General features: G+C 34.7%; 15 protein-coding genes. All 15 read right to left on the minus strand.

The window, feature by feature from the left end; all coding sequences use genetic code 11:
* Positions 1-6 precede the first annotated feature (6 nt).
* The 15 genes from NO995_RS09280 to NO995_RS09350 all read right to left on the minus strand — a co-directional run bounded on the left by NO995_RS09280 (position 7) and on the right by NO995_RS09350 (position 25432).
* Positions 7-834: an SDR family oxidoreductase gene (locus tag NO995_RS09280; RefSeq protein ID WP_258227258.1), complete on the minus strand. Its 828-nt coding sequence runs from the start codon at positions 832-834 to the stop codon at positions 7-9.
* A 32-nt stretch (positions 835-866) separates the two neighbouring features.
* Positions 867-1727 carry an alpha/beta hydrolase gene (locus NO995_RS09285; RefSeq protein WP_258227259.1) on the minus strand — a complete coding sequence of 287 codons (861 nt, stop codon included), beginning with the start codon at positions 1725-1727 and terminating at the stop codon, positions 867-869.
* Between the two features lie 13 nt (positions 1728-1740).
* Positions 1741-3972 carry a glycoside hydrolase family 3 N-terminal domain-containing protein gene (locus NO995_RS09290; RefSeq protein ID WP_258227260.1) on the minus strand — a complete coding sequence of 744 codons (2232 nt, stop codon included), beginning with the start codon at positions 3970-3972 and terminating at the stop codon, positions 1741-1743.
* Between the two features lie 18 nt (positions 3973-3990).
* Positions 3991-6135 carry a hypothetical protein gene (locus tag NO995_RS09295; RefSeq protein WP_258227261.1) on the minus strand — a complete coding sequence of 715 codons (2145 nt, stop codon included), beginning with the start codon at positions 6133-6135 and terminating at the stop codon, positions 3991-3993.
* Between the two features lie 17 nt (positions 6136-6152).
* Complete coding sequence (locus NO995_RS09300; RefSeq protein ID WP_258227262.1) at positions 6153-9932, minus strand: glycoside hydrolase family 2 TIM barrel-domain containing protein; 3780 nt, start codon at positions 9930-9932, stop codon at positions 6153-6155.
* 44 nt (positions 9933-9976) lie between these two features.
* Positions 9977-10642, minus strand: coding sequence for a LamG domain-containing protein (locus NO995_RS09305; RefSeq protein WP_258227263.1), 666 nt, complete (start codon positions 10640-10642; stop codon positions 9977-9979).
* A gap of 55 nt (positions 10643-10697) precedes the next feature.
* Positions 10698-11576 carry an alpha/beta hydrolase gene (locus tag NO995_RS09310; protein ID WP_258227264.1) on the minus strand — a complete coding sequence of 293 codons (879 nt, stop codon included), beginning with the start codon at positions 11574-11576 and terminating at the stop codon, positions 10698-10700.
* A gap of 18 nt (positions 11577-11594) precedes the next feature.
* On the minus strand, positions 11595-12920 hold the full coding sequence (locus NO995_RS09315) for a family 43 glycosylhydrolase (protein WP_258227265.1): 1326 nt from the start codon (positions 12918-12920) through the stop codon (positions 11595-11597).
* Between the two features lie 6 nt (positions 12921-12926).
* Positions 12927-14696, minus strand: a complete 1770-nt coding sequence (locus NO995_RS09320; protein ID WP_258227266.1) for an alpha-L-rhamnosidase C-terminal domain-containing protein — start codon at positions 14694-14696, stop codon at positions 12927-12929.
* A 255-nt stretch (positions 14697-14951) separates the two neighbouring features.
* A complete protein-coding gene (locus tag NO995_RS09325; protein WP_258227267.1) occupies positions 14952-16526 on the minus strand; it encodes a carboxylesterase/lipase family protein in 1575 nt (524 codons plus the stop codon).
* 1 nt (position 16527) lies between these two features.
* Positions 16528-18228 carry a carboxylesterase/lipase family protein gene (locus NO995_RS09330; RefSeq protein WP_258227268.1) on the minus strand — a complete coding sequence of 567 codons (1701 nt, stop codon included), beginning with the start codon at positions 18226-18228 and terminating at the stop codon, positions 16528-16530.
* Positions 18229-18469: 241 nt separating this feature from the next.
* Positions 18470-20023 (minus strand): RagB/SusD family nutrient uptake outer membrane protein, encoded by a 1554-nt coding sequence (locus NO995_RS09335; RefSeq protein ID WP_258227269.1) that lies wholly within the window; start codon positions 20021-20023, stop codon positions 18470-18472.
* 23 nt (positions 20024-20046) lie between these two features.
* Entirely contained in the window at positions 20047-23328 is a 3282-nt protein-coding gene (locus tag NO995_RS09340) for a TonB-dependent receptor (RefSeq protein ID WP_258227270.1), read from the minus strand.
* A 237-nt stretch (positions 23329-23565) separates the two neighbouring features.
* Positions 23566-24723, minus strand: a complete 1158-nt coding sequence (locus NO995_RS09345; protein WP_258227271.1) for a FecR family protein — start codon at positions 24721-24723, stop codon at positions 23566-23568.
* A 184-nt stretch (positions 24724-24907) separates the two neighbouring features.
* Positions 24908-25432 (minus strand): sigma-70 family RNA polymerase sigma factor, encoded by a 525-nt coding sequence (locus tag NO995_RS09350; RefSeq protein ID WP_258227272.1) that lies wholly within the window; start codon positions 25430-25432, stop codon positions 24908-24910.
* Positions 25433-25571: the final 139 nt, after the last annotated feature.

Raw genomic sequence — 25571 nt, forward strand, 5'->3', positions numbered from 1 at the left:
TTTTAATTAAACTCCACTATAAGCACTAAATCCCCCATCGATTGGAATTACAACTCCTGTTACAAAGGATGATTTCTCATCACATAAATACATTGTAGTACTAATTAAATCCTCAGGTTCTCCGTAACGTTCCATTGGTGTTTGATCAATTATTTGTTGTCCCCTTTGAGTTAAACTACCATCTTCATTTGTTAGTAAAGTTCTGTTTTGATCAGTTAGAAAAAAACCAGGAGCTAATGCATTTACTCTAACCCCTACTTTAGCTAAATGAACCGCAAGCCACTGAGTGAAGTTTGAAACTGCCGCTTTAGCTCCACTATAAGCAGGTATCTTTGTCAAAGGAGTAAAAGCATTCATAGACGAAATATTTAATATACTACACCCCTTCTTTCCTATCATATCTTTAGCGAAAATTTGGGTTGGCAATAATGTTCCGATAAAATTTAAATTAAAAACGAATTTAATTCCCTCTGGATCTAAATCGAAAAACGTTTTAAACCCTTCTGTTGTATTTTCCAAATCCTCAATATTTAGATATGGATTTGAAGTCGTTCCTAAAGGGTGATTTCCACCTGCTCCATTGACTAAAATGTCACATGATCCAAATGTTTTATTCACTTCTTCTTTTGCCTTTTTTAACGACTCTTCATTCAAAACATCGGCCATCACCCCTATAGCATCACCTCCTTTTGACTTTATCATATTAGCCACTTCTTCAGCTGCATCTAGTTTTAAATCTAAAACAGCAACTTTATGTCCTTCTTCTGCAAATGCCATTGCTATTGTGCTGCATAACACCCCTCCGGCTCCAGTCACTACAACTACTTTACTCATTATTAGTTTATTTATGGTTAGTTAATTATTGATTAAAATCCTTGATTTATCATCCAATCTTTAAAAAGCGTTGTCCAAATATCAGATGACTTATTTTGTTTGTTTACTGAAAATCCATGGCCTCCATCATAAAAACAATGCATTTCTATCGATTTTCCAGCATCTCTCCATTTCTCGTATAGTCTTGGGTTTCCATTAGCAATAACATCGTCTGAAGCCCAGGCTAAAAACATGGGTGGCGCATCATCCGGAATATCATTTCCTAAAATTGCTCCACAATAAGCATAAATAGGCACTACAAAATCTGGGCGAGTTACAGAATCATAATTTTGAGCTACAGAACTTACAATCGTTCCTCCTGCCGAATATCCAATTATTCCAATTTTGTTTGGATCAACGTTATAATCATCACAATGATTCCTAACATACTTTATAGCCTCTAAACCATCAGTAACTGCTAGTTTTACATAAGGTGTAAATATGGAATCTCTTTGGGTATGATTTGCTGTATTCAATTCTGGATTAGGAAATGGCATTAATCGATATTTTAAGATAACGGCTGTAATTCCATTCTCTAAACACCATTTGGCAGTCGCAGTACCTTCTGTTTGATAAGCTAAACCTTGAAATCCGCCTCCAGGACATATAATCAGAGCTGTTCCTGTAGATTTAGTTGGCTCTGGCTTATATACAGTAATCGTAGGAACAGAGACATTTCTAATAGTAACAATTTCACCATTCTCATCTAATCTTGCACTTTCTTTTAAGGTAAATATTTCCGAACCTGGCGGAATCGAATCTTTATAAATCGGAATCACTTCTTGGCTATTTCCTATCAGACAGCCAAACACGAATATGGTTGACCAAATTCTTAAATCACTAATTATCTTCATTTTAAATTCTTTATTATTCTAATAGATTAATTACTATTTCTTTATTGTCAACAGAAATATGATACTCACCTGATTCAAGTATTTTATTCCCAGAACTATCCACAAAACTTAAATCACGAATAGGATTCAAGTGAAATTCAAAAGCTTCAGTCTTTCCTGCCTTAATTGATTTTTTCTCAAAAAACTTTAACTCCTTGATAGGTCTCGAAATTGAACATACAGGGTCTGAAACAAACCAATGCACAACATCTGCCCCATCAATATCAGATGCATTGGTTACCGGAATTTCAATTATTAGATTTTCATCTTTCCTCAGGTTAGTTTTTGAAGATTTTAAATCTCCATATTTAAAGTTTGAATAGCTTAATCCATGAGTAAAACCATAAAGAGGCTCTTTTGGAATATCCTGATACATACCTGACGTGGGACGTGCCTTTTTCCTCATATTATAGTAGATAGGTACTTGTCCTGTAGAAAAGGGAAAAGTCATCGCAAGTTTTCCTGATGGGTTAATTCTTCCTGATAGAATACCAGCAACTGGTTTCCCTCCAATAACTCCAGGTTGCCACATTTCGATAATCCCATCAGACAATGGAGCTAAGCGGCTTAAATCTAATGGCCGCCCATTTGATAATAATAAAACAATAGGTTTCCCTAATTCACTTAGTTTTAAAAGTAAGTCCTCTTGAATTTTTGGAAGGGAAATTGTAGAACGTGAAGCATTTTCACCACTCCAGGATTTTTTTTCTCCCAAGCAAACAACGACTACCTCTGCCTTTCTAGCTACATTAATAGCTTCAGTATATCCAGAAGTATCATTGCCATCAAAATCACAACCCTGAGCATAAAATATTTTAGATTGTACAAACTCAGATTCTATTGCTTTATAAATACTTTCCACATCCTTGGCATCTCCATAAGCAGACCATGACCCCAAAAGATCTTCTTGATTTTTAGCCATCGGTCCTATAACAGCTAAAGAAGAAACCTTGTTATTTAAAGGAAGTATATTATCTGAGTTCTTTAGCAACACCATGGTTTCTTCAGCCAATTTTTCAGCTGTTGAAATATACTCTGGAAGCAGATAACGATTATTCTGAGGAATTATAGAAACATATGGTTTATCAAATAAACCTAGTTGAAATTTAAGCTTTAAAACCCTGCCAACTGCATCATCTACACGATTTAGCGAAACCTTGTTTTCTTTTACTAAATCAGAAATATGGTCAAGATAAAGTCGATCTGCCATATCCATATCAACACCTGCATTAATTGCTTTTAAAGTAGCTTCCTTATCAGAACTGGCAACACCTTGGTTTATTAGTTGTTTGACTGAATTCCAATCTGACACCACAAAACCATCCATTTCCCATTTTTCTTTGAGTATTTCAGTTAACGTATAATAATTTGCACTAGCTGGCACTCCACTAATGTCATTAAAACCACTCATAACAGTCGCCGCCCCTACATTAACTCCTGCTTCAAAAGATGGTAAATAGGTATCCCAAAGTGTTTGTTTTGAAATTTCGGTGTATATATAATCCTGACCTCCCTCTGAAGCGCCATATCCAACATAATGCTTTAAACATGCGGCAATGGAGTTCTCATCTGCCAAATCATTACCTTGATATCCCTTTACTGAAGCTTTAGAAAAAACAGCATTTGTATAAGGATCTTCACCATATCCTTCAGCAACTCTTCCCCATCTCGGATCGCGAGCGACATCTACCATTGGAGAAAATGTCCAATCGATGCCCGAAACTTTTGACTCTTTGGCTGCCATTGCACAAGCTTGTTCAACCAATTCAGGTTTCCATGAACATGCCTGAGCTAAGGAAATGGGATAAATTGTTTTAAACCCATGTATTATATCATTAGCAAAAATTATTGGAATACCTAATCGAGACTGCTCCATAGCCTTTTTCTGCAAATCGTTTCTAAGATTTGGATCTTGATTCACATAAATTATAGAACCTATCAATGGTGAAACCTTTGCCATTTCTCCTCCAATATTATTTGCAGTCATATGTTTTCCAAAAGCCACCTGATTTAATTGATAAACCTTCTCTTCAAGTGTCATCCTTCCCAATAAATCTATTACTCTATCGTCTATTGGAGCTTGTTGATTTTTGTAAACAACCAAATCTGAACTCTTCTCTTCATTAGAAACACATCCAAATTCTGTTAGCAAACAAAAACAAATTACAGCTATAATTGCTTTACGGTATTTCATATATTTTTTCATAAAAAGCAATCAATTAAATTATGGCGCAGGATGTAGACCTTCCCATTTCACTGTCCAACTTCCATCATCAGGAAATCCTGGCGCATGTTTGTCTGGAGCTCCATCCCATCCAGCTGCCATCATAGCAACAGCATATAATAGTCCACCGTTACCAGGTAAATATGGACAAGGCCCTCCGGTACATACCCCTCGTTCATCGTAATAATTTTTTGTACCGGCATCAATAAGTAGAGCATCTACTGCCATTTTTGGTTCACCTAAACGAGCTGCTGCCATAGCTGTCCATGGAAAATCCCAACCCCAACAGCGCTTCCATTCCCAGGTTTCCCAAACTTTAAGTAAACTTCGATGAGCGGTTTCATAATCCATAGTATCATTTGGAGGCAACATTCCCCAAACTCCTACGGTATTAGGGTGTTCCCAGTTACGCTCTGTATAGGTATCTTCCCATTCTTTAGAATGAAGATATAAGCCATCCTTTACAGGTAATTCTTCAAGATTAGCTAAAACATCTTCCCAATCAGGGTTACGTTCTAATCCCATACGCTCCCTCCAAATTTGAGCATGTTCTAACCCCCATTTCCAATAGGCCAAATCAAAAATATCGTCTTTAGTTACACCCTGCTCGCTAGGAGGCATGACTGGTTCTAAATGATATACTCCTGTCTCTTCATCTCGAACGGCATAATCTGCCATATGCTCCGCGGTTCCGTCAATAATTTCAGCCCATCGCTCAAGAGTTTCCTTATTGGGATTTAATCTATAATCTAACTCTGCAAAAAAGATTGGGTGTGGTTGTTTCCAAATCAAAATTTGATTGCCTACCCAAGGTGCTGTTCGACCTTCAGGTCCAACAGATTTTTGCCATTTTAAACCTTTATAATCTAATTGTTCTGCTAAAGCACGTGCAGAAGGAATAAATCTTTCATATACATTAAGAGCCTCCTGAGGCAAATCCCATCTATCCCATAAAGCATAATGTGACAAATGCCACCAAATCATTTCCATATGAAACTGACCTCTCCAAGAATCTATTCCCATTAAACCAACTTCTGCCGGAGGATTACTTCCTTTAGATTGTGCAGCCATTAAATATTGCGAAAGCACAATTCGTCTCTCCAATTCCTGCCATCTTGGATCTTTACTTTCAGATAAATCAATAGCCCCACCACTTTTCCAAAAAGATGGCCAATATACTTCACTTGAAGCTATAGTTTCATTTACGTCAGGCAAATTATATGATAATGCACTTTTTGAAAAAGCACAGGAGAACTTAATACTATTCGTATTATCTGCTATTAACTGACACGTATTAGGAGCCTTATTGCTATCAAATTGGATATTAGCATCTGAGCTCCAATTAATCGTTGCATAATAACTAACATCATCCATTTCTCTCTTAAAATCAGCCTGATTACTCTCATTTGGGTCATTCAATAAAATGGTATTGTTGCCTTGATGCTCATTGAAATCACCTACCCAAGCAAGTCTTCTATTTATAGATGGATATGGAAAGTCTATGCTTATTTGTAAAACACCTTTTTTAAGCAATTCTGACTCAACATCAACAGAAACCAAATCTTTATCGGGGTGGACACTAGTTGTAACATTAACTTGTTCTCCATCTATGGTAAAACTTGAAGTTAAAACACCAGACCATAAATCATAGGTTCTATCTATGTTCTGAATATCTTTCTCTTCTAATTCATTACCATCTGTTCTGATTAATCGTATTCTTCCTAGGTTGTAACTATGAGGGTTATCAAACATCCATTGGCGCAACTCTGATTTATCCTCAGGAAATTCATCAAGACCTGTATTTCTTCCCTGTTGGAAGGTACCTGTTGCAGGTATATCTTCGGCTGAAATACCTTCCGGAAGAGGAAATGAATGCCAAGCCCAATGAGACATGGAACTACCTCCAAATGTTTGCAAACCTGTTCCGTCGGCATTAAAACAAAACTCACCATTCCCTAAAGGAATTTGCCCATTTACATCATTCCAATTAATATTATGTCTTGTAACCAAAGCATAGCGATCTATTGGTTCTTCAGGCTTCTTTTTGTCGTCTGTTTTACAAGAGTAAATTGATAAACACACAAGTAAAAGGATATTTAAAGCCTTTATATTTTTATTGAATATTGAAAATTTATAAGTTTTCATTTTTTTGATAATTTAGCTTAGTTGCTTATTGGTTTAATTGTTATGGTTCTTTCGTATTTTTTAGGAAATACTCTATAAGAATTTAGAACTGGTTGCGACGTATCTCCAACACCAGTGGTGTCATAATCTAAATTAAGAGTTATACCTTCCGCCTTTTTTAATTGAAATGCGTAAAGTGCTTTTGTGATGTTTTCGGTGGTAAATGCATGAGCATTGAAATTGAAGTGATCATTCATTGAAAATTCTAGACCATTCCCTTCTTTATCAGTCATTCTTAAATAACGATTATCCATTCTTAACCCGTAATCCTGAGGCACTAAATAAGGCTCAAACATATTATCTACAGTAGAATTGTAAATTCCCAATTTATATCCAGTCTTTCTGTCAGGATAATTCTCCTGAGGACCTCTACCGTACCATTCTACCTGATCACAGCTATTATCTAACATCAGAGATATTCCTATTCTTGGTAAAAGCTGGGGCATTTTACCTTGTGGCATCACCTGATGGTTAACCTCTACAAGACCATCTCCATAAAAACTATACTCATAAATACTTTCAAAGCCTCCTAATTGCCCTGCTGCTCCTCCCTCAATAAGAAAATCTAAGGAAGAGGCTTTACTATCCTGACGTGTAAGAGCTACTTCTCGAACATAAATTGAAACCACTCCATCTGCTTCATTAGCTCTAACTTCTAATGGAATAAAATCCAGTTGATCGATACCATTAGAATATAAATCCGTTGCCATAGTTCTTCCATATTCAGGCTTCCATGATGGTGCGATGAAACTATAACCAGCCCATCTGTCATTTTGGTTATTAACCGGGGCTCTCCATACATTTAACTTAATAGGAGCTACAAGTAATTCTTTTCCATTAACAACCATAGACTTTAATTCTCCTGTAGTCTTATCCAATAGGTAAGTAAAATTATCTCCGTGGATTACATAATCTCCTTCCTGATTTTTAAGAGATATTGAAGCATCAGTCTCGTAAGATTTTATTTTCAAAACATTCCAATGTTTTAACTCAAATTGATCCCATGAAACCTCATGCCCCTTTACTGCCCATATCTCATCTTTTCTTAAAACGGAACTAATATTTAGTCTATATTCTTTTCCAGGAATAATGTTAGGCTTTGTATAATTTATTGTTGTAGTCAGTCTCGATCTAGGCTGTAAATCCAGATCTATAACTCCCTCTTGAAGCACTTTATCATCTTCTGTCAATGTCCAAGTAGTTTTCCAAAAAGAAGCATTTGTAAAGTCACTTCTATTCCATACCTCAACAATTCCTTTTTCGTTGTTTAATAATCTAAATGATAAAGGTTGTGGAGATTTCTTCATTTGCCATAATTCTGGTTGAGGCTGACGATCTGGCCAAATACTACCATAGGTTCTTGCGGCCATACCATTGCTGTAATAAGTCCCTCCATTACTTTCTTCTTCAAAATCCAACCATAAAACAGTATCTGAAACATTAATTTCTTCTGTTGGATTTACAGCTTTATCTAACACTCTAACATTATCAATCTGAGCATCACATATATAAACCTTAGTATCCTGAGTATGTATTTCTGCATTTCTTCCAATATTTAAAGGGAAAGGTAAATTTTTAATATTACCACTTACAGACTTAACAGCTACCTCAACTTTATCAATAAACAATTTCATTTGTTTACCATCATAAACTGCTGCTATGTTATGCCAGTTATTCTCCCAATCTGATGGTAAATCGGCACTTAATACATGTTTGGCTTTTGTGAAAATGTAAAAATCCAAAGAATCATTTCCATTTTGTACTAAACCAAATTGGTTACTTCCTTTAGTTAAAAATGACCCAGAACTACTATTAAGAGGTCTTGGATATACATCCATAGATATCGATAGTTGATCTCCAGAAATTTCTAAATTGTTACTTCTATAAACTTCTACCCATTCATCATGTCCATTCAAATCAAGCACTTTACCTGATTCACTATCTGCAAGTTTTGAATTACCCATGGCATGCAAAGGTGTATTATATGGGGATTTATCCTTTAGAATACGAACATTATCTGTAAGTCCATTACTTACGAAATCCCAAATAGCACCTCCCATAACTCTTGGGTGTGTATAAATTCCTCTCCAATATTCATCCAATGCTCCTCCTCCATTACCTGTAACCGATAAATATTCATCCATAAATGAAGGACGACTATCTGTTGTATCTAAACCCAGGTTGATTTCTTCCTGCATTGGTGACGGATAACGAGGTCCAATAATATCCTCAGCCGGGTGAACCATATCATTTCCTCCATACATCCATAATCTTGTTGGATCTAGCTTCTTTCCTTCTTTAACAACTTCTGTAATATTCATGCCTTCACCACTTTCATTTCCAGCACTCCAAAACAAAATACTTGGGTGATTACGATCTCGAAGAACAGCCTTTCTTGTTCTATCTTTATACATTTCTGTATACTCTGGCATATCTGAGACGAATTGAGTAGCATGACACTCATTACCTACCTCATCAACAATGAACAGACCATATTCATCAGCAAGTTCTAAATATCGATTTACCGGAATATAATGTGAAATACGAACAAGATTGAAATTAAATTGTTTTAAAATTTCCATATCCTTCCTGATTGTTGCCTCATCAACTACATGTCCCATCTCAGGATGTTGCATATGGGTATTTGTTCCATTAACCTTAATTGGCAGACCATTGAAATAAAATACATTACCTCGGATTTCAGTTTTTTGGAATCCCATTCTGGTATCAATCTGATCCACAACTTCACCCGAGCTATCTAATAACTGTAATTTTAAGTCATACAGAACAGGTGTATCAGGTGTCCATTTAAGAGGTTTTTTTATTAATTCATTTAGATTAATTGTTTGTTTTCCTTTATTCAAACTGAATTTTGAGCTTTTTAAAACCGAAATCTCTTCTCCATTTCTTTGCAGAATAGCCTGTACCTTATAATTATTTATTTTCTGACCATAATTTTTAATATCAAGATTTATCGAAAGTTTAGAATCTGTATAAGTTTCATCAAAATCGGTGATAACCTGCCAATCAAAAAGTCTTACTTTAGGCGTTGCATATACCCAAACGTCGTCAAAAACACCTGCCAATCTCCAATAATCTTGTCCTTCTAGGTAGTATCCATCTGAAAATTTCAAAACAAAAATGGCAATGGTATTTTCACCTGGTTTTAAATAAGATGTGATATTATATTCTGACGGCTCGTGCGCGCCTTCATTATAGCCTACTTCCTGACCATTTACCCAGACGAAAGATGCTGAAGCTACTTTCTCTAAATGTAAAAACACTTCATCTCCATTCCAATCTTGTGGTAGGTTAAAAGATTTCCTGTAAGCACCTGTAGGGTTGTATTCCTTAGGAACCTCCGGAAGAACAATAGCAAATTCACTTGCATTTTTTTTACTCTCCTCATTTTCTACAAATTCATAACCTAAGCCTATATTTCTAAACATTCTATCACCGTAGCCATGCATTTCCCAATTTGAGGGCACAGAAATATCGTCCCAAGTTTTATCGTCAAAATCATCTTTATAGAAATCCCCTGGTATCCCTTCTGGAACATCACTATACATAAACTTCCAGTCTCCGTTAAGTAAAATATTTTTCTCGGGAATATTAAAAGCCCTTGCTTCCTCCTGTCCCTTTTCAAATACATTGGTGTTCTCTATATAACTAGATAAATTATTTAAAAAACCTCCTTCCTGGGCCAATACCCCTGTAATATTAATTAGGAAAACTGTTAGTAAAGTTATTCTTCTCATTATTAGCTCTTTTTATTTTTAGTCTCTTTTAGTTTTAATATTGGTTATTTTATACCTGTAAAGTCTTTGGAGTTTAAATACTTGTCTGTAATTGTAACACTATATATAGCTCCTTTAAACCAAGACAGTTTATTTTGACGAACACCTATAGAGGTTTGCCCTTCTATTATTGGCTTATATTCAACATTTCCTTCCAATTCCTTTTTTCCATTAACATAAGTAGCTTGTTGTCCATCTTTAACTGTAAAAGCAATATGATACCACTCCCCTAAAGGATGGGAATATTCTGGAGACATTAAAACCACCCACTTTTCTTTAGATTCAAACATACCATCCAAATACCACGTATCTTCACCTGATCGCATTTCCATAAGTGACCGATCTTTACTTACCGTACCCGTATGAAAATAGCGTTGCTCCTCAAAACCACCTTTATCAAATCGAATAATCATTTCAACTGTAAATTCTTTAAGGTTTTTTATAGGCATTTCTTCTAAAAACAAGGCATCATCCACACCATCAAACTCTACAGCTTTACCATATGGTGATTCTATCAATTTAGGGTTTCCATTCACTAAAACGCCCTCTTTAGATTGAAGCAAATCTGACATTACCCATACTATCTTACCATTATTTCGACTAACCCCTGAACAGGAGATAAGCATCAAAACTAAAGAGAGATTCATTACATAGTGACTAACACGTTTCATATTTTGTATGATGTTTTTATAATATTATTTCTTTCTAATTTTTCAGTATTAATAATTATTCTCCTAACAAAACTGTAAGACTTAACCATTCATGAAATCTGTCTATCCAACCATCTACAGGCAGGTTCTTTTTATCCATTCCAAAACCATGACCACCTTTGGAATACACGTGTAGCTCTGCAGATTTACCCGCTTGTCTCCAAGCCTTAAAAACTTCCGGACTATTAGCAGCAATAAAATCGTCAGCAGCACATAAAATAAACACAGGAGGTGCACTTGCTGGTACTTCGGCATCATTTAACCATCCTCCATAAATTAATCCTGCAAAATTCAATTGATCTTCAGGTGAAACATTAAGGATTGTATGCATGGTTACACCTGCACCTGCCGAAAAACCAATCATTCCAATTTTATTGGGGTCAACACCGAAGCGTTCACAATTTGCGCGAACGTATTGAACAGCTTTAATACCATCATCCCCACCATAAAAAACTGGTTTTTCAGGTATCCCTCTTTTACCCTTTTCTTTTTTTAATGACTTTCCAAAGTTGTTCCAGAAAACCTTAAATTCAGATTTATCAATTGGTGTTTTATTAAGTCTGTATTTTAAAACAAATGCCGTAAAACCTTTTTTAACTAACCACTCTGCAACTGCAGTTCCCTCACTTTCATAAGACAACCATACATTTCCTCCTCCGGGACAAATTATTACAGCTGTTCCATTAGAAATTGATTCATCCGGAACATACACTTCTAATGTTGGATCAACCACATTCCTTAGCATTCTTGTATTTGTTCCTGAATTATAAAATTCAATTTCCTGATAATCCCAATTTTCAGAACCCGGGGCTTTTCCTTCATACAACCGTATAATCTCTTGCGAATTACCAAGCGTAACAGAAAAAAGCATAGCAACCAATAAAAAATATTTCATAATAATTAGTTCTTGAGATTATTCATTAAACTTAAACCAATCCAAATCCAAAAGATCTTCACCTTCTCCTCTAAAGCTTATAAAAACAGCATGTTCTCCTTTTATTGGTTTTATTGGAAAGTTTATTACTGTCCATTCAGCGTTCTCTTCATTTTTTATTGAATAGTTTCCTAAGGTTGGTCCCCAAGGCTGATCTTGTTTTATAACAATAGTCCCTCCATTAGCAGGTTTTATTCTCATATGAATAGAACTCGCTCCTCCTTTAAAATCAAAATTTTTATAAGCCACATTATCTGAAGGATTAATAGCTGTTAACATTTCATTTGCTTGTTCAAACAGCACAATCCTAACATTTCCATTCAACAGACAAGCTCTTTCCGCTTCAGTTTTAAGAAAGGCATTCAAGGGAGGACCTGCACCTTGGGATGTCATTTCTACTTCGTTAATTGTTCCATCTTCATTAAAGAAAATTGGCTCTATACAAGCTTTTCGCATTGTACTACTATTGTGTGTTGATCTGTGATAAAAAACGAACCAGTCGCTATTAAACTCAACTATTGATCCATGGTTATTCCAGTTCGAGGGGTCTGAATTATCGTTATCAATTATTACTCCCTGATATTTATATGGTCCTGTTGGGTTTTTACTTGTAGCATAGCCAATACAAGTTGGCCTATTAGCTCGACTTATATCTGTATAAACCAAGTAATAAAGACCATCTCTCTTGGTCATAAAAGCTCCCTCATGGAAGTAATGCTCGTTTTCGGTAAGTATATTTGAAACAATTGATGATGTGTCAACTTCTACCATATCAGGCTTTAACTTAGCTATCTTAGCATTAAATTGCCCCCATACGAAATACGCTTGGCCATCATCATCAATAAAAACTGATGGATCTATTTCTTCAATACCTCCAACATCTAGTTTAACTCCTTTAGTAAATGGCCCTTGTGGATTTTCACTTATGGCTACACCCTCAGCAGAATTCTTATCAGATAGACAATAGTATAAATAATACCTCCCATTGTTATACTGGCAATCTGGCGCATATAAATAAGCATCATTATAAGCTACTTGATCACTATCTCCTTTTGAAGAAAATGAATTTGAACTTACCTCCCAATTAACTAAATCTGATGTACTTAAAATGTCATAGCTATTAGAGCAGTAATACTCTGTACTCTCATCTTTTGAGCCATAAACATATAACTTGCCATCGTTCCAAACTTTAGCTGAAGGATCAGCAAAATAAACTCCTGATGGTACTATAGGATTTTGTGCTTCAATAGTTTTAGAAAACAAGAAACAAAAAACAAGAGCTATATAATATTTTGAGTAAACCATAAAGATCTATTCGTTTGAATTAACTAATTCAACTTCTATCTCCTGTGGTTTTTTATAAGTTGTTTTCACAGATCCATTCGGTAATTTTTCATGTCTTAACTCTAACAATCCATAAGGGGTTGGGAAGGTTCCTTCCACCCAACTCAAATCACCTAAATGCGGTTCAACAACTATCTTCTTACATCCCGGATCAACCACATTAACTCCCAAAACATAACGACTTAACCATGCCGTAGGGCCTGATGCCCAACCATGACATAGACTATGTCTGTAACCTACGTAACAATAGTCTCCATATTCACCATGAACATCAACTTTATTCTCTGGAACAATCTCATCAATACGTGCTGCATTTTCTTTCCAATCTATATTAAAATCTTCCCAAAACGTGGTCGCACCTAAATCTAACATAGCTCCCCAATATTCACGAATATTATCTATAGCTCCTTGATAGTCGCCTGCCATAGCTCTTGCTATAAGCATATAATACCCATAAAAAGTTGACATATTCTTTACACCGTTTTGGGCTAACATGCTTTTATTTGAAACTTCCGGAGAAACCAAATTGGCCATAGCTAATAAAGCTGCTGCCTGTTTTGACCCTGCCATTGATGGGGTGTGTTTTTTCAATTTTTTAACTGAAGCCTCACATAATTGTACTGTCTCCTTATCTCCTAGAATTTCACTTAGCTCTTTACCTGCTTCAAACCCTAATAACATAAGCGAATGAAGTCCAGCATGAATAGCATCTTTATTTTCACTTGATGGCCAGTCTAAAAAGCGTTCTCCATCTAAACTTTCACTACCATCCTCTTTTATTTTATCCGATAGCTGATTTAATAATCCTGTTAAATATTCCTTTTGTTTTTTAAGGTATTCTAAATCTCCCTGATAATAATACCAGTCCCTTTGAATAAGAATCCACCAAATGGAATATGACCCTATGCCATTCATGTAATTTGGTAATGGCGTTTGTTTTTTAACAAAATCTAATGTGTTAGGTACGACTTCATTATATCCAAACACAGAATTAATAGTCATAACTTCTGGATGCATGTCTCCGACCCAAATTAATCGATCTCTTTTAATCCCATCCCACAAATAGTCCTGCATATTTAAATGAACTGTATACGCTCCTGTCATCCAAATATCATTGAGCCTTTGGTCATTACATTTAAAAGAGCCTTTATATGGAATATCTCTATACCTAAATACAGCACTTATTTCTTTAATAAAAACTCGTGAATTTGGATCAACTAAGTCAATGCGAACAAATCTAAAACCTGATTCTCCAACATTAATCCTACCTAACTTGGGAACTAAAATTTCAAAATCTCTAATGGCATGGTCATTTGTTGCTCCATTTTCACCAACATTACTCATTACCTCAGCGACCGACTCCCCAAATCTTACCCGTAATGTTCCCGCTGGATTCATATTTCCCCTTGGAAGAACTATTTCTATTCCACCTTGAATTTCTCTTCCAAAGTCCAGAATAATACCATGGTTAGAAATACTGTCATTTCTAATCATTAAAAAATCATCCCTCCTCAAATCAGCTTGGCCTGACCCAGGTTTTAATACATATTCTGAATTCTTTATAAACTCTCCTGATTCATCTGTTTTCCAGATAATTCGAGATGGCGTTATGTATTTTGTTGTTAGACTTGTACTTCTCACTAATGCGGTATCCATGGATTGAAATACCGGAGGTAGCTGAGCTTCTGCTTTGAATACAAAAGCTAAACAAATCATTAATATATATATGTTTTTCATTATGCAGTTAAATATCTTATTTAGTTTTTTACAATGACTGGTCAGGTCATAAGGGCTGCTTTCAATACAATTAATTTACAACTTAAATTCCACCTAATTGAAACCCTTTATCTCAAATATATCCAACAATTAATTAAATTAAGTAAAGCTAATCTCGCCCATATAAGAGATGCGTTCATTTGGTTTAGGAACACTGTTCGTATTATTTAGGAAGCTGATTAACAATAACTTGAATCAAACATCTTAAATTCCAACTTAATCATTTGGTTTATCTTTTTTAAGCATTATTTCTATCAATTCGCGTTCCTCCTTGTTCGGGTTATCCTCTACTACACTTTCATCTACATCAAAAATCATGGTGCTTCGTGTATCCAATGAATACGAAGGCCATTCTAAAGCTGTTGTACTTGGATCACTCTTTCTTGCAAATTCAGCCCAAGCATTAGCCATCTGTTTTGACAATTGTTCCGATTCAGGATAAAGCGTTAATCGCATCACTAAAGGAAGATCATAAGTATGAAAAGCTCTAAGTTTCCCATTTTCAATTGGAGTATTATACTGGCTTAAATACATCCATACCTTTGATTTTTTATTAGCTAATTGCAATTCCGCTAATTTATTAGCAGACCTCCTAAAACTGCGATCTGATGATATTCTAAAATATAAATCACTCATAGAATCCTCAGGGTAGTCTTGCAGATAAAGCTGTAATAACTTATCTATATAATCCTTAGTTAAACCTTCTTCAAATAATTGATTTTTCAAACCCTTTAAATCCAAAGAAAAAAGTGTTGAATCTTGTTGTCTGAATAACGTGGTTTCATCCTTGCAAGTTCCTATTAATAAAGGAATACCCTCCGATTCATTAGGAGCATCAGGGTAGAAAGGATGTCTTTTTAGGGAATAACCATCTACAACAGGACCAAAACCAAAAGCTTTTTGCATGAGTATATCAGCCGGAACAGATAATAATTCCTCTACTGAATCAACTTGAATTTCAGACATAAAGTCTCTGATTTTTGCATTGGCCTCCTCTTGCTCGCTCATTTTTATACCTGCACCACTCATTATGGCTGCCTTATGAAATAATCCCTTTGCTCCAGGCATAGCCAAAAGACAACTTACCTTTGCTGCTCCTCCTGATTCTCCAAAAATCATAACATTATTAGGATCTCCACCAAAGTTTTGAATATTATCTCGTACCCACTCAAGAGATGCAATAAGATCCAACTGTCCAGGGTTTCCTATTTTATATTTTTCATCAATTCCACCTAAATAAGTATAACCAAAAACACTTAAACGATGATTGACACCAACCAAAACAACATTCTGCTCCTTAACAAACTTGTCTGAAAAAACACTAAGCAAACCGCCTCCATCTTTAAAGCCGCCTCCATGAAAATATACCATAACTGGAAGTTTTCCTTTTAAATCAGGACTAAGAACATTCAGGTTTAAGCAATCTTCGCTCATTCCCTGTTTTGACAATTCAAACCTATCTTCTCTACCTCCAGAAAACCAAGGTCCTAATTGATTCGTTTCAAAAATACTTCTGCCTGTTTGAAAACATCGATCACCATTAGTTGTACATTCTCTCACTCCACTCCATTTTTCAGGCCTTTGGGGTGGCAGAAATCTGTTCTCTCCACCAGTATCAGCCCCATAAGGGATGCCACGGAATATTTTAACTTCATTAAACTGATATCCCTTAACGTTTCCATAGACAGTTCCTGTAATAACCTCTGAAGTCTTAGATTTACTTGAATTACAGTTCACATTAATAAATCCTAAAACCAAAAAAAATATAAGTCTGAAAAAATTAGATTTCATATTAGCTTCGGTTTAAAATTTTATTAGCAAGATCCCTAGCTTCCCGATCTGGATCATTACGAACCTCACAGATATCGTTTAAAATCATGACAGCTCCCTTTTCATCATCGTATGCAGGCCAATGTGGAATTCCTGAATGATTTGGATTTCCCGTTCTTGCAAAATTTGTCAAAGCCAACCCCATTTTTTCAGCCAATTTACGTGGCCTACTTCCTCCTCCTGTAATCGTATCCATAATGTCTGTTGTATTAAACCAAAATGGCAAATCGCTATTATGATAAGCTCTAGGTCTACCATCATATAAAGGGGTCGCCCAATCAAATAAATAATTGTAAACCACACCTCCATTAGCTGATTGCCTTTTAGCCTGTTTGATTTGACCATTTCTACCTGCCAACAACGACCATATTTCAACTGGTTTTTTATTGGGAAATGCCTTAGCGTAAGCCATGACTACATCTCTGGTTTTCTCACCAAAATTCAAATTCCCAACAAAATATCCCTTACCTCCTTGGTTATTTTCAATACGATTTATTAATTCTTCAAATGAAATATCTTCTAGTTCTGGATTATCACGACTTGGAGAGAACTCGGCAGTCGTACTTCCTATTATCATTGGAATTCTTGCTGATATTAAAGGAGCCTGTGGTTCAAATGGATGTTGGGGTATATTTAAATTATCTAAACACGGTGAAAACACTCCAGACCTTAAACTCGGATTATTTCTTGTTACTTTATACAAATCAACCCATGACATCTCCTGAAGTTGATCTATTTGTTTTGATGAAATACCCAATGCATCAATAAAGGATTGAGCTATTTGAGCTTGCGTATCATAACTGGATAATTTTAAAGCTGCTCCACTAATAGTTACTGCTTTATGAAAAAGACCATTCGCAGCAGGCATTGCCATTAAAGTACTAACCTTTGCCCCTCCTCCTGATTGGCCAAATATTGTAACATTAGAAGGGTCTCCTCCAAAATTAGATATATTTTCATTTACCCATTTTAAAGCCTGAACACAGTCCAGCATACCGGCAGTACCAGAGTCTTTATACTTTTCACCACCTATCTCTCTTAAATTAAGAAATCCAAATAGGTTTAATCTATGATTAACCGTTACAACCACTACATCATCTAGAGCACTAAGATTCTCTCCTATATAAGCTTCTATTTGAATTGATGAGCCTCCTGCAAAACCTCCACCATGAAACCAAACTAACACAGGTCTTTTGGTATTATCATTAATTTCAGGAGTCCATACATTTAGAGACAAACAATCTTCACCATATCTTTTTTCTGCCCAATCAAATGTAAACCAATCATTAAAATGACTAAAATCTGCCTCCATAGGATCTCCCAATCCACCTCCTTGTGGGGCAGCGTTGCCCCAGGCTAAAGCATTACGAATACCCGCCCAGCTTTTAGGTTCAATTGGAGCCATGAATCTATTTTTACCTGCAGTTGAATCTCCATACGGTATGCCTTTATAAGTATAAATATTATTACGTCGAAACCCTCTTATTTTCCCATATTTGGTTTCAACAATAGCTCCTTTCTCAGATACCTCTACAACTTGTTTATCTTCATCCTCCAGCTTTTCGTTCTTAGAAGAACAAGAAACCAAAGATAATCCTCCAACACCTAGTGACGTTGCACTAGCTCCTACTACTTTTAAGAACTCTCTTCTATTATTTTGCATATTTAAGTAAGATTAAGTTAGGACAAATAGAGCCCTATAGAATTTTAAAATTCTATTCCAACAAGGAATAATTTTTAATAAACTATGAGATTATATAAAAGAAACTTGTGTCAAATTGTAGACTAACACAAATTAAAAAGGTCTTCTCTTTAAATAGTAAAACTGAAGAATAAATACCTTAATTTGACACAAGTTCTTCCTGAAAGTCAATTAACTTTCAAATAATAAACAAAAAACTAAACTAATACCCTGGTTGAGGAAAACCTCCCATTAAATCAATCTCAGATTGAGGTATAGGATAATTTACCATATGAGGTTGCATAATTCTATTTGATACATTTGTAGAGTTTGAACCCACCATAAAATGTAGATTTACCCTTTCTACTAATAACCCCAGTCTTTTAAGTACAAACCAACGAGAATGTTCTAATGCCATCTCACGCGCATGCTCTTCTAAATAAGTATCTAAGGTTATAGAAGTATAATCAAAAGCAGGATCATTATTGAAAGCTCTTCTTCTAACCTTATTAATGTATTCCAAAGCTTTAGCATCTGTATTTCCACCTAATCTCCAATGTGCTTCTGCTCCAAATAATAATGTTTCAGCAAATCTGTAATGAATATAGTTTTGATAACTATCTGTTGAAGTTGCTGGTTTATTTTCATCATGGAACTTTCTTAAACTAAAATGGAATCTTCTGTAGTTATCTTCTGTCGATACAAAAGGCTGTCCAAAATTTGGATGATCAGGGTTATTTACGACATATGTGCTAGGGTCATAATAATATGTTGTAAATCTATTGTCGTTATCCTGGTCATATAATGACTCAAGGTAATCGTTAGGGAATGCCCAACCAAAAGACTGACCTCCATATTCAACGGCCTGAATTATTTCGCCACTTCCAGCTTCATAAAGTCTATTAACAAACATACTTGCAAATGCTGTTGCTCCTCCACCTGCTGAAGCATTACCACTAGCAAGTTCCTGATTAAACATGTATGTATATAAAGACTCGGCATGAATTCTATCTCCTGAAAACACTTCATCTAATCCTACTAAATAATGAATATCATTTTTTTCTACAATAGCATCATACTGATCTGCAGCCTCCTGCCAATCTTCCTGCCACATAGCAGCGTTTCCTCTAATGTGTCGAACAACACCTTGTCCATAACGTCCGGACTCTGCTGTCCAATCAAGTTTAGAAATAGCGAAATCTAAATCACTATTAACTAAAGCCCAAATATCAGCAGGGTCTGCAGGTACATATTCTACAGCTGTATTTGGTTCCGTTTTAAGCACTATATTATTATAAATCGTATAAGCCTCCATATAAACCTCTGCTCTCATAGCGCGTGCCTGAGCTACCAGTTTATCTTTCTTATTCTGATCCATGTCAATACCCTCAGCCTTTGCAATTATAACATTACATCTTTCAATAATTAGATACAATTGATTCCATTTTCCTGTAGGACCTATACTAGTAGGACTATATTGACTAGGATCGTACGCCCAACTTGATGCTATCCTAGCTATACCTAAATCAGTTGCTATTCGGAAAAACCCACTAGCCTGAATTGGCGCATCAGTCCCTGCCGGGTAATATAACTCACGCATAAGATTATAAAGGCCTGTAATACCAGACTCTAATCCTGCCTCAGTTGATAAAAATTCTGAGTCTATAACATCAATCGGTGTTTCTTCTAATAAATCATCACAAGACACGATTAGTAAAATTGACAATAATAGAATATAAACACTTTTTATTTTATATAAATTTTTAATTGTTTTCATCTTTCTTAACATTTTAAAGTTCATTAAAATCCAACTTGAATACCTGCAGTTACCGAAATAGCCTCCGGATATGAATACGCATCGTTTTCAGGGCTAAAAGACTGAAAATCTGTAACAGTTATCAGGTTTTGACCTGTAACATAAAACCTAAGCTTACTTAGTTTCAGGTTTTCAAGAATACTGTCAGATAAAGAATACCCTAAAGTCACATTTTGTAATCTGAAAAATGAAGCATCTTCTAAACCTGCTGTAACGTTACCTGAATCCATAAATCTTCTTCCACGTGCTTCCAATGGTCTAGGACGATCTCCTGTTGGGTTTTCAGGAGTCCAGTAATTAACCTTTACTCCAGATAAAATCCCTCTTGGATTACCTCCTGTTTGATAATCTACCAGGAAAGGGTTGAATTTAGTAACTCCTTGAACTGTATATAAACTGCTAGAAAAATCGAAATTTTTATATTCCATGTTTAGAGTAAACGTTCCATACCAATCAGGTGCCTGACTAGTTATTACACGATCATCTCCGTTTAACTCACCATCATTCGGATCTCTATCCCAAACCTGAATATCACCTAACTCTGCATTAGGCGTGTTGGAATTATCTATTTGGTCTTGTGAACTAAAAATACCTTGGTATAAGTAATCGTAATAAACATCTATTGGTTGACCAATAAACCATTGATTGGCTACATCATCATCTTCTCTTCCGTCTCCATCCTTATCTTCTCCATACAGGCTAATTATTTTATTACGGTTACTATTAACCACAATTCCTGCACTTAAAGTAAAGTCCTTTTTTCTAATGATATCAGCGTTAAATGAAGCTTCAATACCTTGGTTCTCTATTTCCCCAACATTTGTTTTACTGATAGAATAACCAGAAACCGCCTCTAATGCTCTATCTACAAGTAAATCTTTAGTTCTTGTATTATAAAACTCAACTGTACCACTTATTCTATTCTCTAAAAAACCATAGTCAATAGCTAAGTTTAAAGTTGTTGATGTTTCCCATTTAAGGTCAGGGTTTGGAAGGCTTGGCCCTGGTAATAAACCTGCGGTTTTTACTCCGTTAATTATATAATCTCTCGGTATTAAAGTGTTTAAACTTTGGTAAGGCTGAATACCTTCGTTACCTACACTACCATAACTTGCTCTTAGCTTTAAATTATTTACAGCGCTGTCTGATAAAAAGTCTTCTTTATGTACATTCCAACCAGCTCCAACTGCTGGGAAATAACCCCATTTGTTGTTATCACCAAATACACTGGATCCATCAGCACGCATTGATGCTGTTAAGTAATATTTTCCGCCGAAATTATATTGTCCTCTGGCAACAAATGAAACTAAATTTCTTTCTAAACCACTAATAGTTGTTTGATTTGTTCCTGCAGAAGCAATTCCATAAATTCCTAGGTTATCATTCGGAAAATTACTCGCCTGATTCGTTAAAGATGTAGTTTGCGTATTTAAAACACTTTGTACAAAAGTTAGATTTAGATTATGGTTATCATTTTTGAAATCAAAATCATAATTAAAGATATTCTCTAACTGCCATGATTTATTCTCATCGTAAGTAATAGAACCTAATCCAAATCCTCCGGCCTGTATACCTAACAAAGATTTAGAAGAGTTATAAATAATAGATTTTCTATTTATTGTATTTCTACTTGCATTAAATCTATAGTTTAAACCTTTAAATGGTTTAACATCTAAAAATACATTAACGATATCACGTTTGTCTTCAATATTATTTGTTATCTCATTTAAATCTAACAATGGGTTAAAACTATCCTGAACTTCACTTGGATGAATTTTCAAGCTTCCATCATCATTGTAAACCTGACCCAGTGGAGATGTAGTAATTGATCTCAACAACATAGAAGCAGCATCATCTGTATATGCTACACCTGGATTATCTTTTTCAGATATTTGATATGAAGTATTTAAACCAACTGTAAACCATTCGTTAATTTTTTGATCTAAATTTAATCGGATTTGTCCTCTGTTGAATTCAGAACCTTTAATTAGACCTTCCTGCTTCAAATAATTGAAACTAGAATATACTTTAGTTTTTTCTGAACCTGCAGAAACACTAACATCTCCATTTGTAATTACTGCTGAATTATTAATAATCTTATCCTCCCAGTTAATGTAATCACCTGATGCTATAGTTTCTAATTCAGAAGCAGAAAACACCTGATCATCGGGTAAAAACACTCCACCATTAGATGCTCTAAATGCTTCTCTTTTATAAGCGATAAATTCATCACCATTATAAGTATCAAAATGTTTTTGTAATGATTGTACACCTGTGTATCCGTTAAAATTCACCTGAACTTTTCCCTCTTTACCTCTTTCAGTGGTTATTAAAATAACACCATTAGATGCACGTGCTCCATATATAGCTTGGGCGGCAGCATCTTTAAGAACTTCCATAGAAGAAATATCATTAGGGTTAACATCATTCAAACTAGTTACCTGAACACCATCAACGATTACTAAAGGATCGTTACCTCCATTAATCGATCTTTTTCCTCTAATTTGAATTGTTGTGCTACTACCTGGGCTGGCATCAGATGTACTAATTAATACCCCTGGCGCTTTACCTCTTAACATCTCCCCAACATCCGAACTAGGTACTTTAACAAGATCAGCTGTTTCCACTTTAGATACAGAACTAATTAAATCACTCTTTCTTTGAGCTCCATATCCAACGACTACAACTTCATCTAAGGCAGCTGCATCTTCTTGTAAAACCACTTTAATTTGTGATTCTCCATTTAATTTATACTCCTGAGATTTAAATCCAACGTACGAAACAACTATTGTTGTATTTAGATCAGAAACTTCTAAACTAAAATTCCCATCAAAGTCTGACTGAGCTCCATTTGTAGTTCCCTTTTCTAAAACATTAGCTCCTGGTAATGGTTGTCCATTTGCATCTGTTATTGTTCCTGATACGGGAAATTTCTGCTGCATCAAGGTACTCACTTTCGGCTTAGGTTTAACAATAATACCCTTTCCGTCTGTTACTATAAACTCACAATTTGTTTGAGGTAAACTTTTAGTTAATAAATCACGGGTTTTTATTACGCCCTTTTTAACTTCCACCTTAGGAAAGTTATCGAACATACCTTCTTCATAAATGAATTTGTATTCGGTTTGACTCATTATTAAGTCGAAGACTTCATCTACAGTTAATACTTTATCTTCTTTGATCTCAATCTTAGAATTTTGAGATACAACATGATTAGGGATAATAGCAAAAACTGCTGTGCAGAAAAAGAAAATGAATGTCCTCATAATAATTAGCAATAGCTGCTTTCTACTTAGAAAGCAACAATTAGTAAATTTAATTTTCATAAATTAGTCGATTATTTAGTTAGTTAATAAAAATTAATTAATTGGTAATGCTTAAAGGGGATAAAGCATAAAAACTTGCTGGTTAGACAACTTTATCCTCTTCTTTTTATTCCTTAAGTTTATATCATAGGCAAATCTTGATTTAGTTGATTATATTTTATAAAATTTAGTTTCTCTTTATTTAAGTGTAACCGTTTTTCCCTCTATAGAATACCCATTTATTGAGGTGGAATTTATGATAGACAAAATTTCCTCTAAACTTTGATCTTTATCTAAAATCCCTTTGAATTTTATGTTTTCAAGATCCTTGTTTTCAAAAACAACATTAACGTCATACCATCTGGACACAACCTTCATCATATCTTTTAAACTTTCATTTCTGAAACTAAAGATTCCCTGTTTCCAGGAAATAATCTGGTTAACATCTACTTTTTCTACCTTAAAAGATTTTTGTTTTTTGTCTAGGATTGATTGCTGATTTGGTAAGAGATTTTTGGAAGACATTCCATTATCAACCAACACCTTCCCTTCTACAAGCGTTGTAAATACCGCTTCCTCATCAGAATAAGCTTTTACATTAAACTCTGTACCAATCACTTCTATTTCCTGAGATTTATTTAGCACTTTAAACTTAGCTCCTCCATGCTCTGTACTTGGAGAGACATCAAAATAGGCTTCTCCATAAACAAGCTCTACTTCTCTGGTTGTTCCTTGTTTGAAAGCAACAGGGTACTTTAACTGAGATTCTGAATTCAGCCAAACCTCTGTTCCATCAGACAAGACTATGTAAAACTGACCTCCCCTAGGTATCGTTAAATAGTTATATAAAATTTTGGCAGATTTCCCGTTTTGCTTTTGATAAACAATCTTTTCTCCATTGCTCTGAGCATTGTTCGTTTGAAATGGATTCTTTTTATCAAGTTCTATAACAGAACCATCCTCTAATGTCAAAGTCGCTTTATCTGTTCCTGGCAATATTGGAGTAGTTACTACTTGAGGTACTTCTATACTCCCATTGTAAGTATTGTTAACTTTAAAATAAACCAGAGCACAAATACCTATAATTGCAGCAGCAGCTGCAAATTTATAGATGGCTCTTATAGGTAATTTATAAACCGGGATACTCTTATTGGATTTAGATTCAATTGCTCCCCATGCTTTTTCTTTATCTATCTGAGAATAGTCTTCTAGACGATCTATTAAATCCTCTATTTTAATCTCATCGACATGCGTGTTTTCTTTATAAAATTGTCCAAGTTGATTTTCATCTGAATCTGACAAAAGACCCAACTTCTTTTTTATAATTAATCTCGATATATTGAAGATTTCGATCATTACTTTTTATCACTGTTTTATTAAGGAACAACTCAATTACTAAAAAGTACTATCGAATTTTGATTTTTTTTTAATTTTTTAATTAAAATATTGTGAATAGGTCTATTAAACTTACCGTTTTAACAGCAAAAAACACCTACAAGCCTTTATAAACAAAGAGATTATGATATTAGCAAGAAAAAAATTAATTGATTAGCAAAAAATAAATAATTGCGCTTAAATCTTTAAACTCTTCTCTTAAAATGTTATAAGATTGTGATTTTAGTGTTTTAACAGTTTGAAGTTTAATCCCCAATCTTTCTGAAATTTCTATATTTCTTAACCCTTTTAAGCTCAGTTTAATAATCTCTTTCTTTCTAACGGGTAATTTTTCTATAGCAATATATAACTGACGTACTACTTCCTCTTCTAAAATCTGATTTAAAAACAAATTATCATCATCTAAAGATTTAATGGTACTCTCCTGATATTTGATTTTTACTTTTTGATGTTTAATTACATTGTAACATTTATTTCTAACAGCTTTATATAAATAAACCTTTATAGATATATCATCAGAGAATGAATTATCGCTCTCCCACATAGTAACTAAAACATCTTGCACCAGGTCTTCACACTCTGCTTTAGATTCCAAAAATCTATTGGCATACATGACTAAGGCCTCATAGTAAAGGTCAAAAACTTCTTTTAATTTGTCTTTAGTTAACATTAACTATTAATCTGTCTTGAGGGTTTAAACTGTTTAGCTATGGAGCACAAATTAATACAAATATTTATGAATTGACTAATTATTAATATGAATTGGTAACTGTTATTTTAAACCTTTAGGTAATTTACTACAGGGGTTT

Origin of the sequence: Aestuariibaculum sp. M13, from assembly GCF_024723255.1 — a bacterium.
In the GTDB taxonomy this organism is placed as follows: Bacteria; Bacteroidota; Bacteroidia; order Flavobacteriales; family Flavobacteriaceae; genus Aestuariibaculum; species Aestuariibaculum lutulentum.

Coding starts and splice junctions, on each gene's coding strand:
- NO995_RS09280 (WP_258227258.1), bottom strand. CDS start 834: ATGAGTAAAGTAGTTGTAGTGACTGGAGCCGGAGGGGTGTTATGCAGC.
- NO995_RS09285 (WP_258227259.1), bottom strand. CDS start 1,727: ATGAAGATAATTAGTGATTTAAGAATTTGGTCAACCATATTCGTGTTT.
- NO995_RS09290 (WP_258227260.1), bottom strand. CDS start 3,972: ATGAAAAAATATATGAAATACCGTAAAGCAATTATAGCTGTAATTTGT.
- NO995_RS09295 (WP_258227261.1), bottom strand. CDS start 6,135: ATGAAAACTTATAAATTTTCAATATTCAATAAAAATATAAAGGCTTTA.
- NO995_RS09300 (WP_258227262.1), bottom strand. CDS start 9,932: ATGAGAAGAATAACTTTACTAACAGTTTTCCTAATTAATATTACAGGG.
- NO995_RS09305 (WP_258227263.1), bottom strand. CDS start 10,642: ATGAAACGTGTTAGTCACTATGTAATGAATCTCTCTTTAGTTTTGATG.
- NO995_RS09310 (WP_258227264.1), bottom strand. CDS start 11,576: ATGAAATATTTTTTATTGGTTGCTATGCTTTTTTCTGTTACGCTTGGT.
- NO995_RS09315 (WP_258227265.1), bottom strand. CDS start 12,920: ATGGTTTACTCAAAATATTATATAGCTCTTGTTTTTTGTTTCTTGTTT.
- NO995_RS09320 (WP_258227266.1), bottom strand. CDS start 14,696: ATGAAAAACATATATATATTAATGATTTGTTTAGCTTTTGTATTCAAA.
- NO995_RS09325 (WP_258227267.1), bottom strand. CDS start 16,526: ATGAAATCTAATTTTTTCAGACTTATATTTTTTTTGGTTTTAGGATTT.
- NO995_RS09330 (WP_258227268.1), bottom strand. CDS start 18,228: ATGCAAAATAATAGAAGAGAGTTCTTAAAAGTAGTAGGAGCTAGTGCA.
- NO995_RS09335 (WP_258227269.1), bottom strand. CDS start 20,023: ATGAAAACAATTAAAAATTTATATAAAATAAAAAGTGTTTATATTCTA.
- NO995_RS09340 (WP_258227270.1), bottom strand. CDS start 23,328: ATGAGGACATTCATTTTCTTTTTCTGCACAGCAGTTTTTGCTATTATC.
- NO995_RS09345 (WP_258227271.1), bottom strand. CDS start 24,723: ATGATCGAAATCTTCAATATATCGAGATTAATTATAAAAAAGAAGTTG.
- NO995_RS09350 (WP_258227272.1), bottom strand. CDS start 25,432: ATGTTAACTAAAGACAAATTAAAAGAAGTTTTTGACCTTTACTATGAG.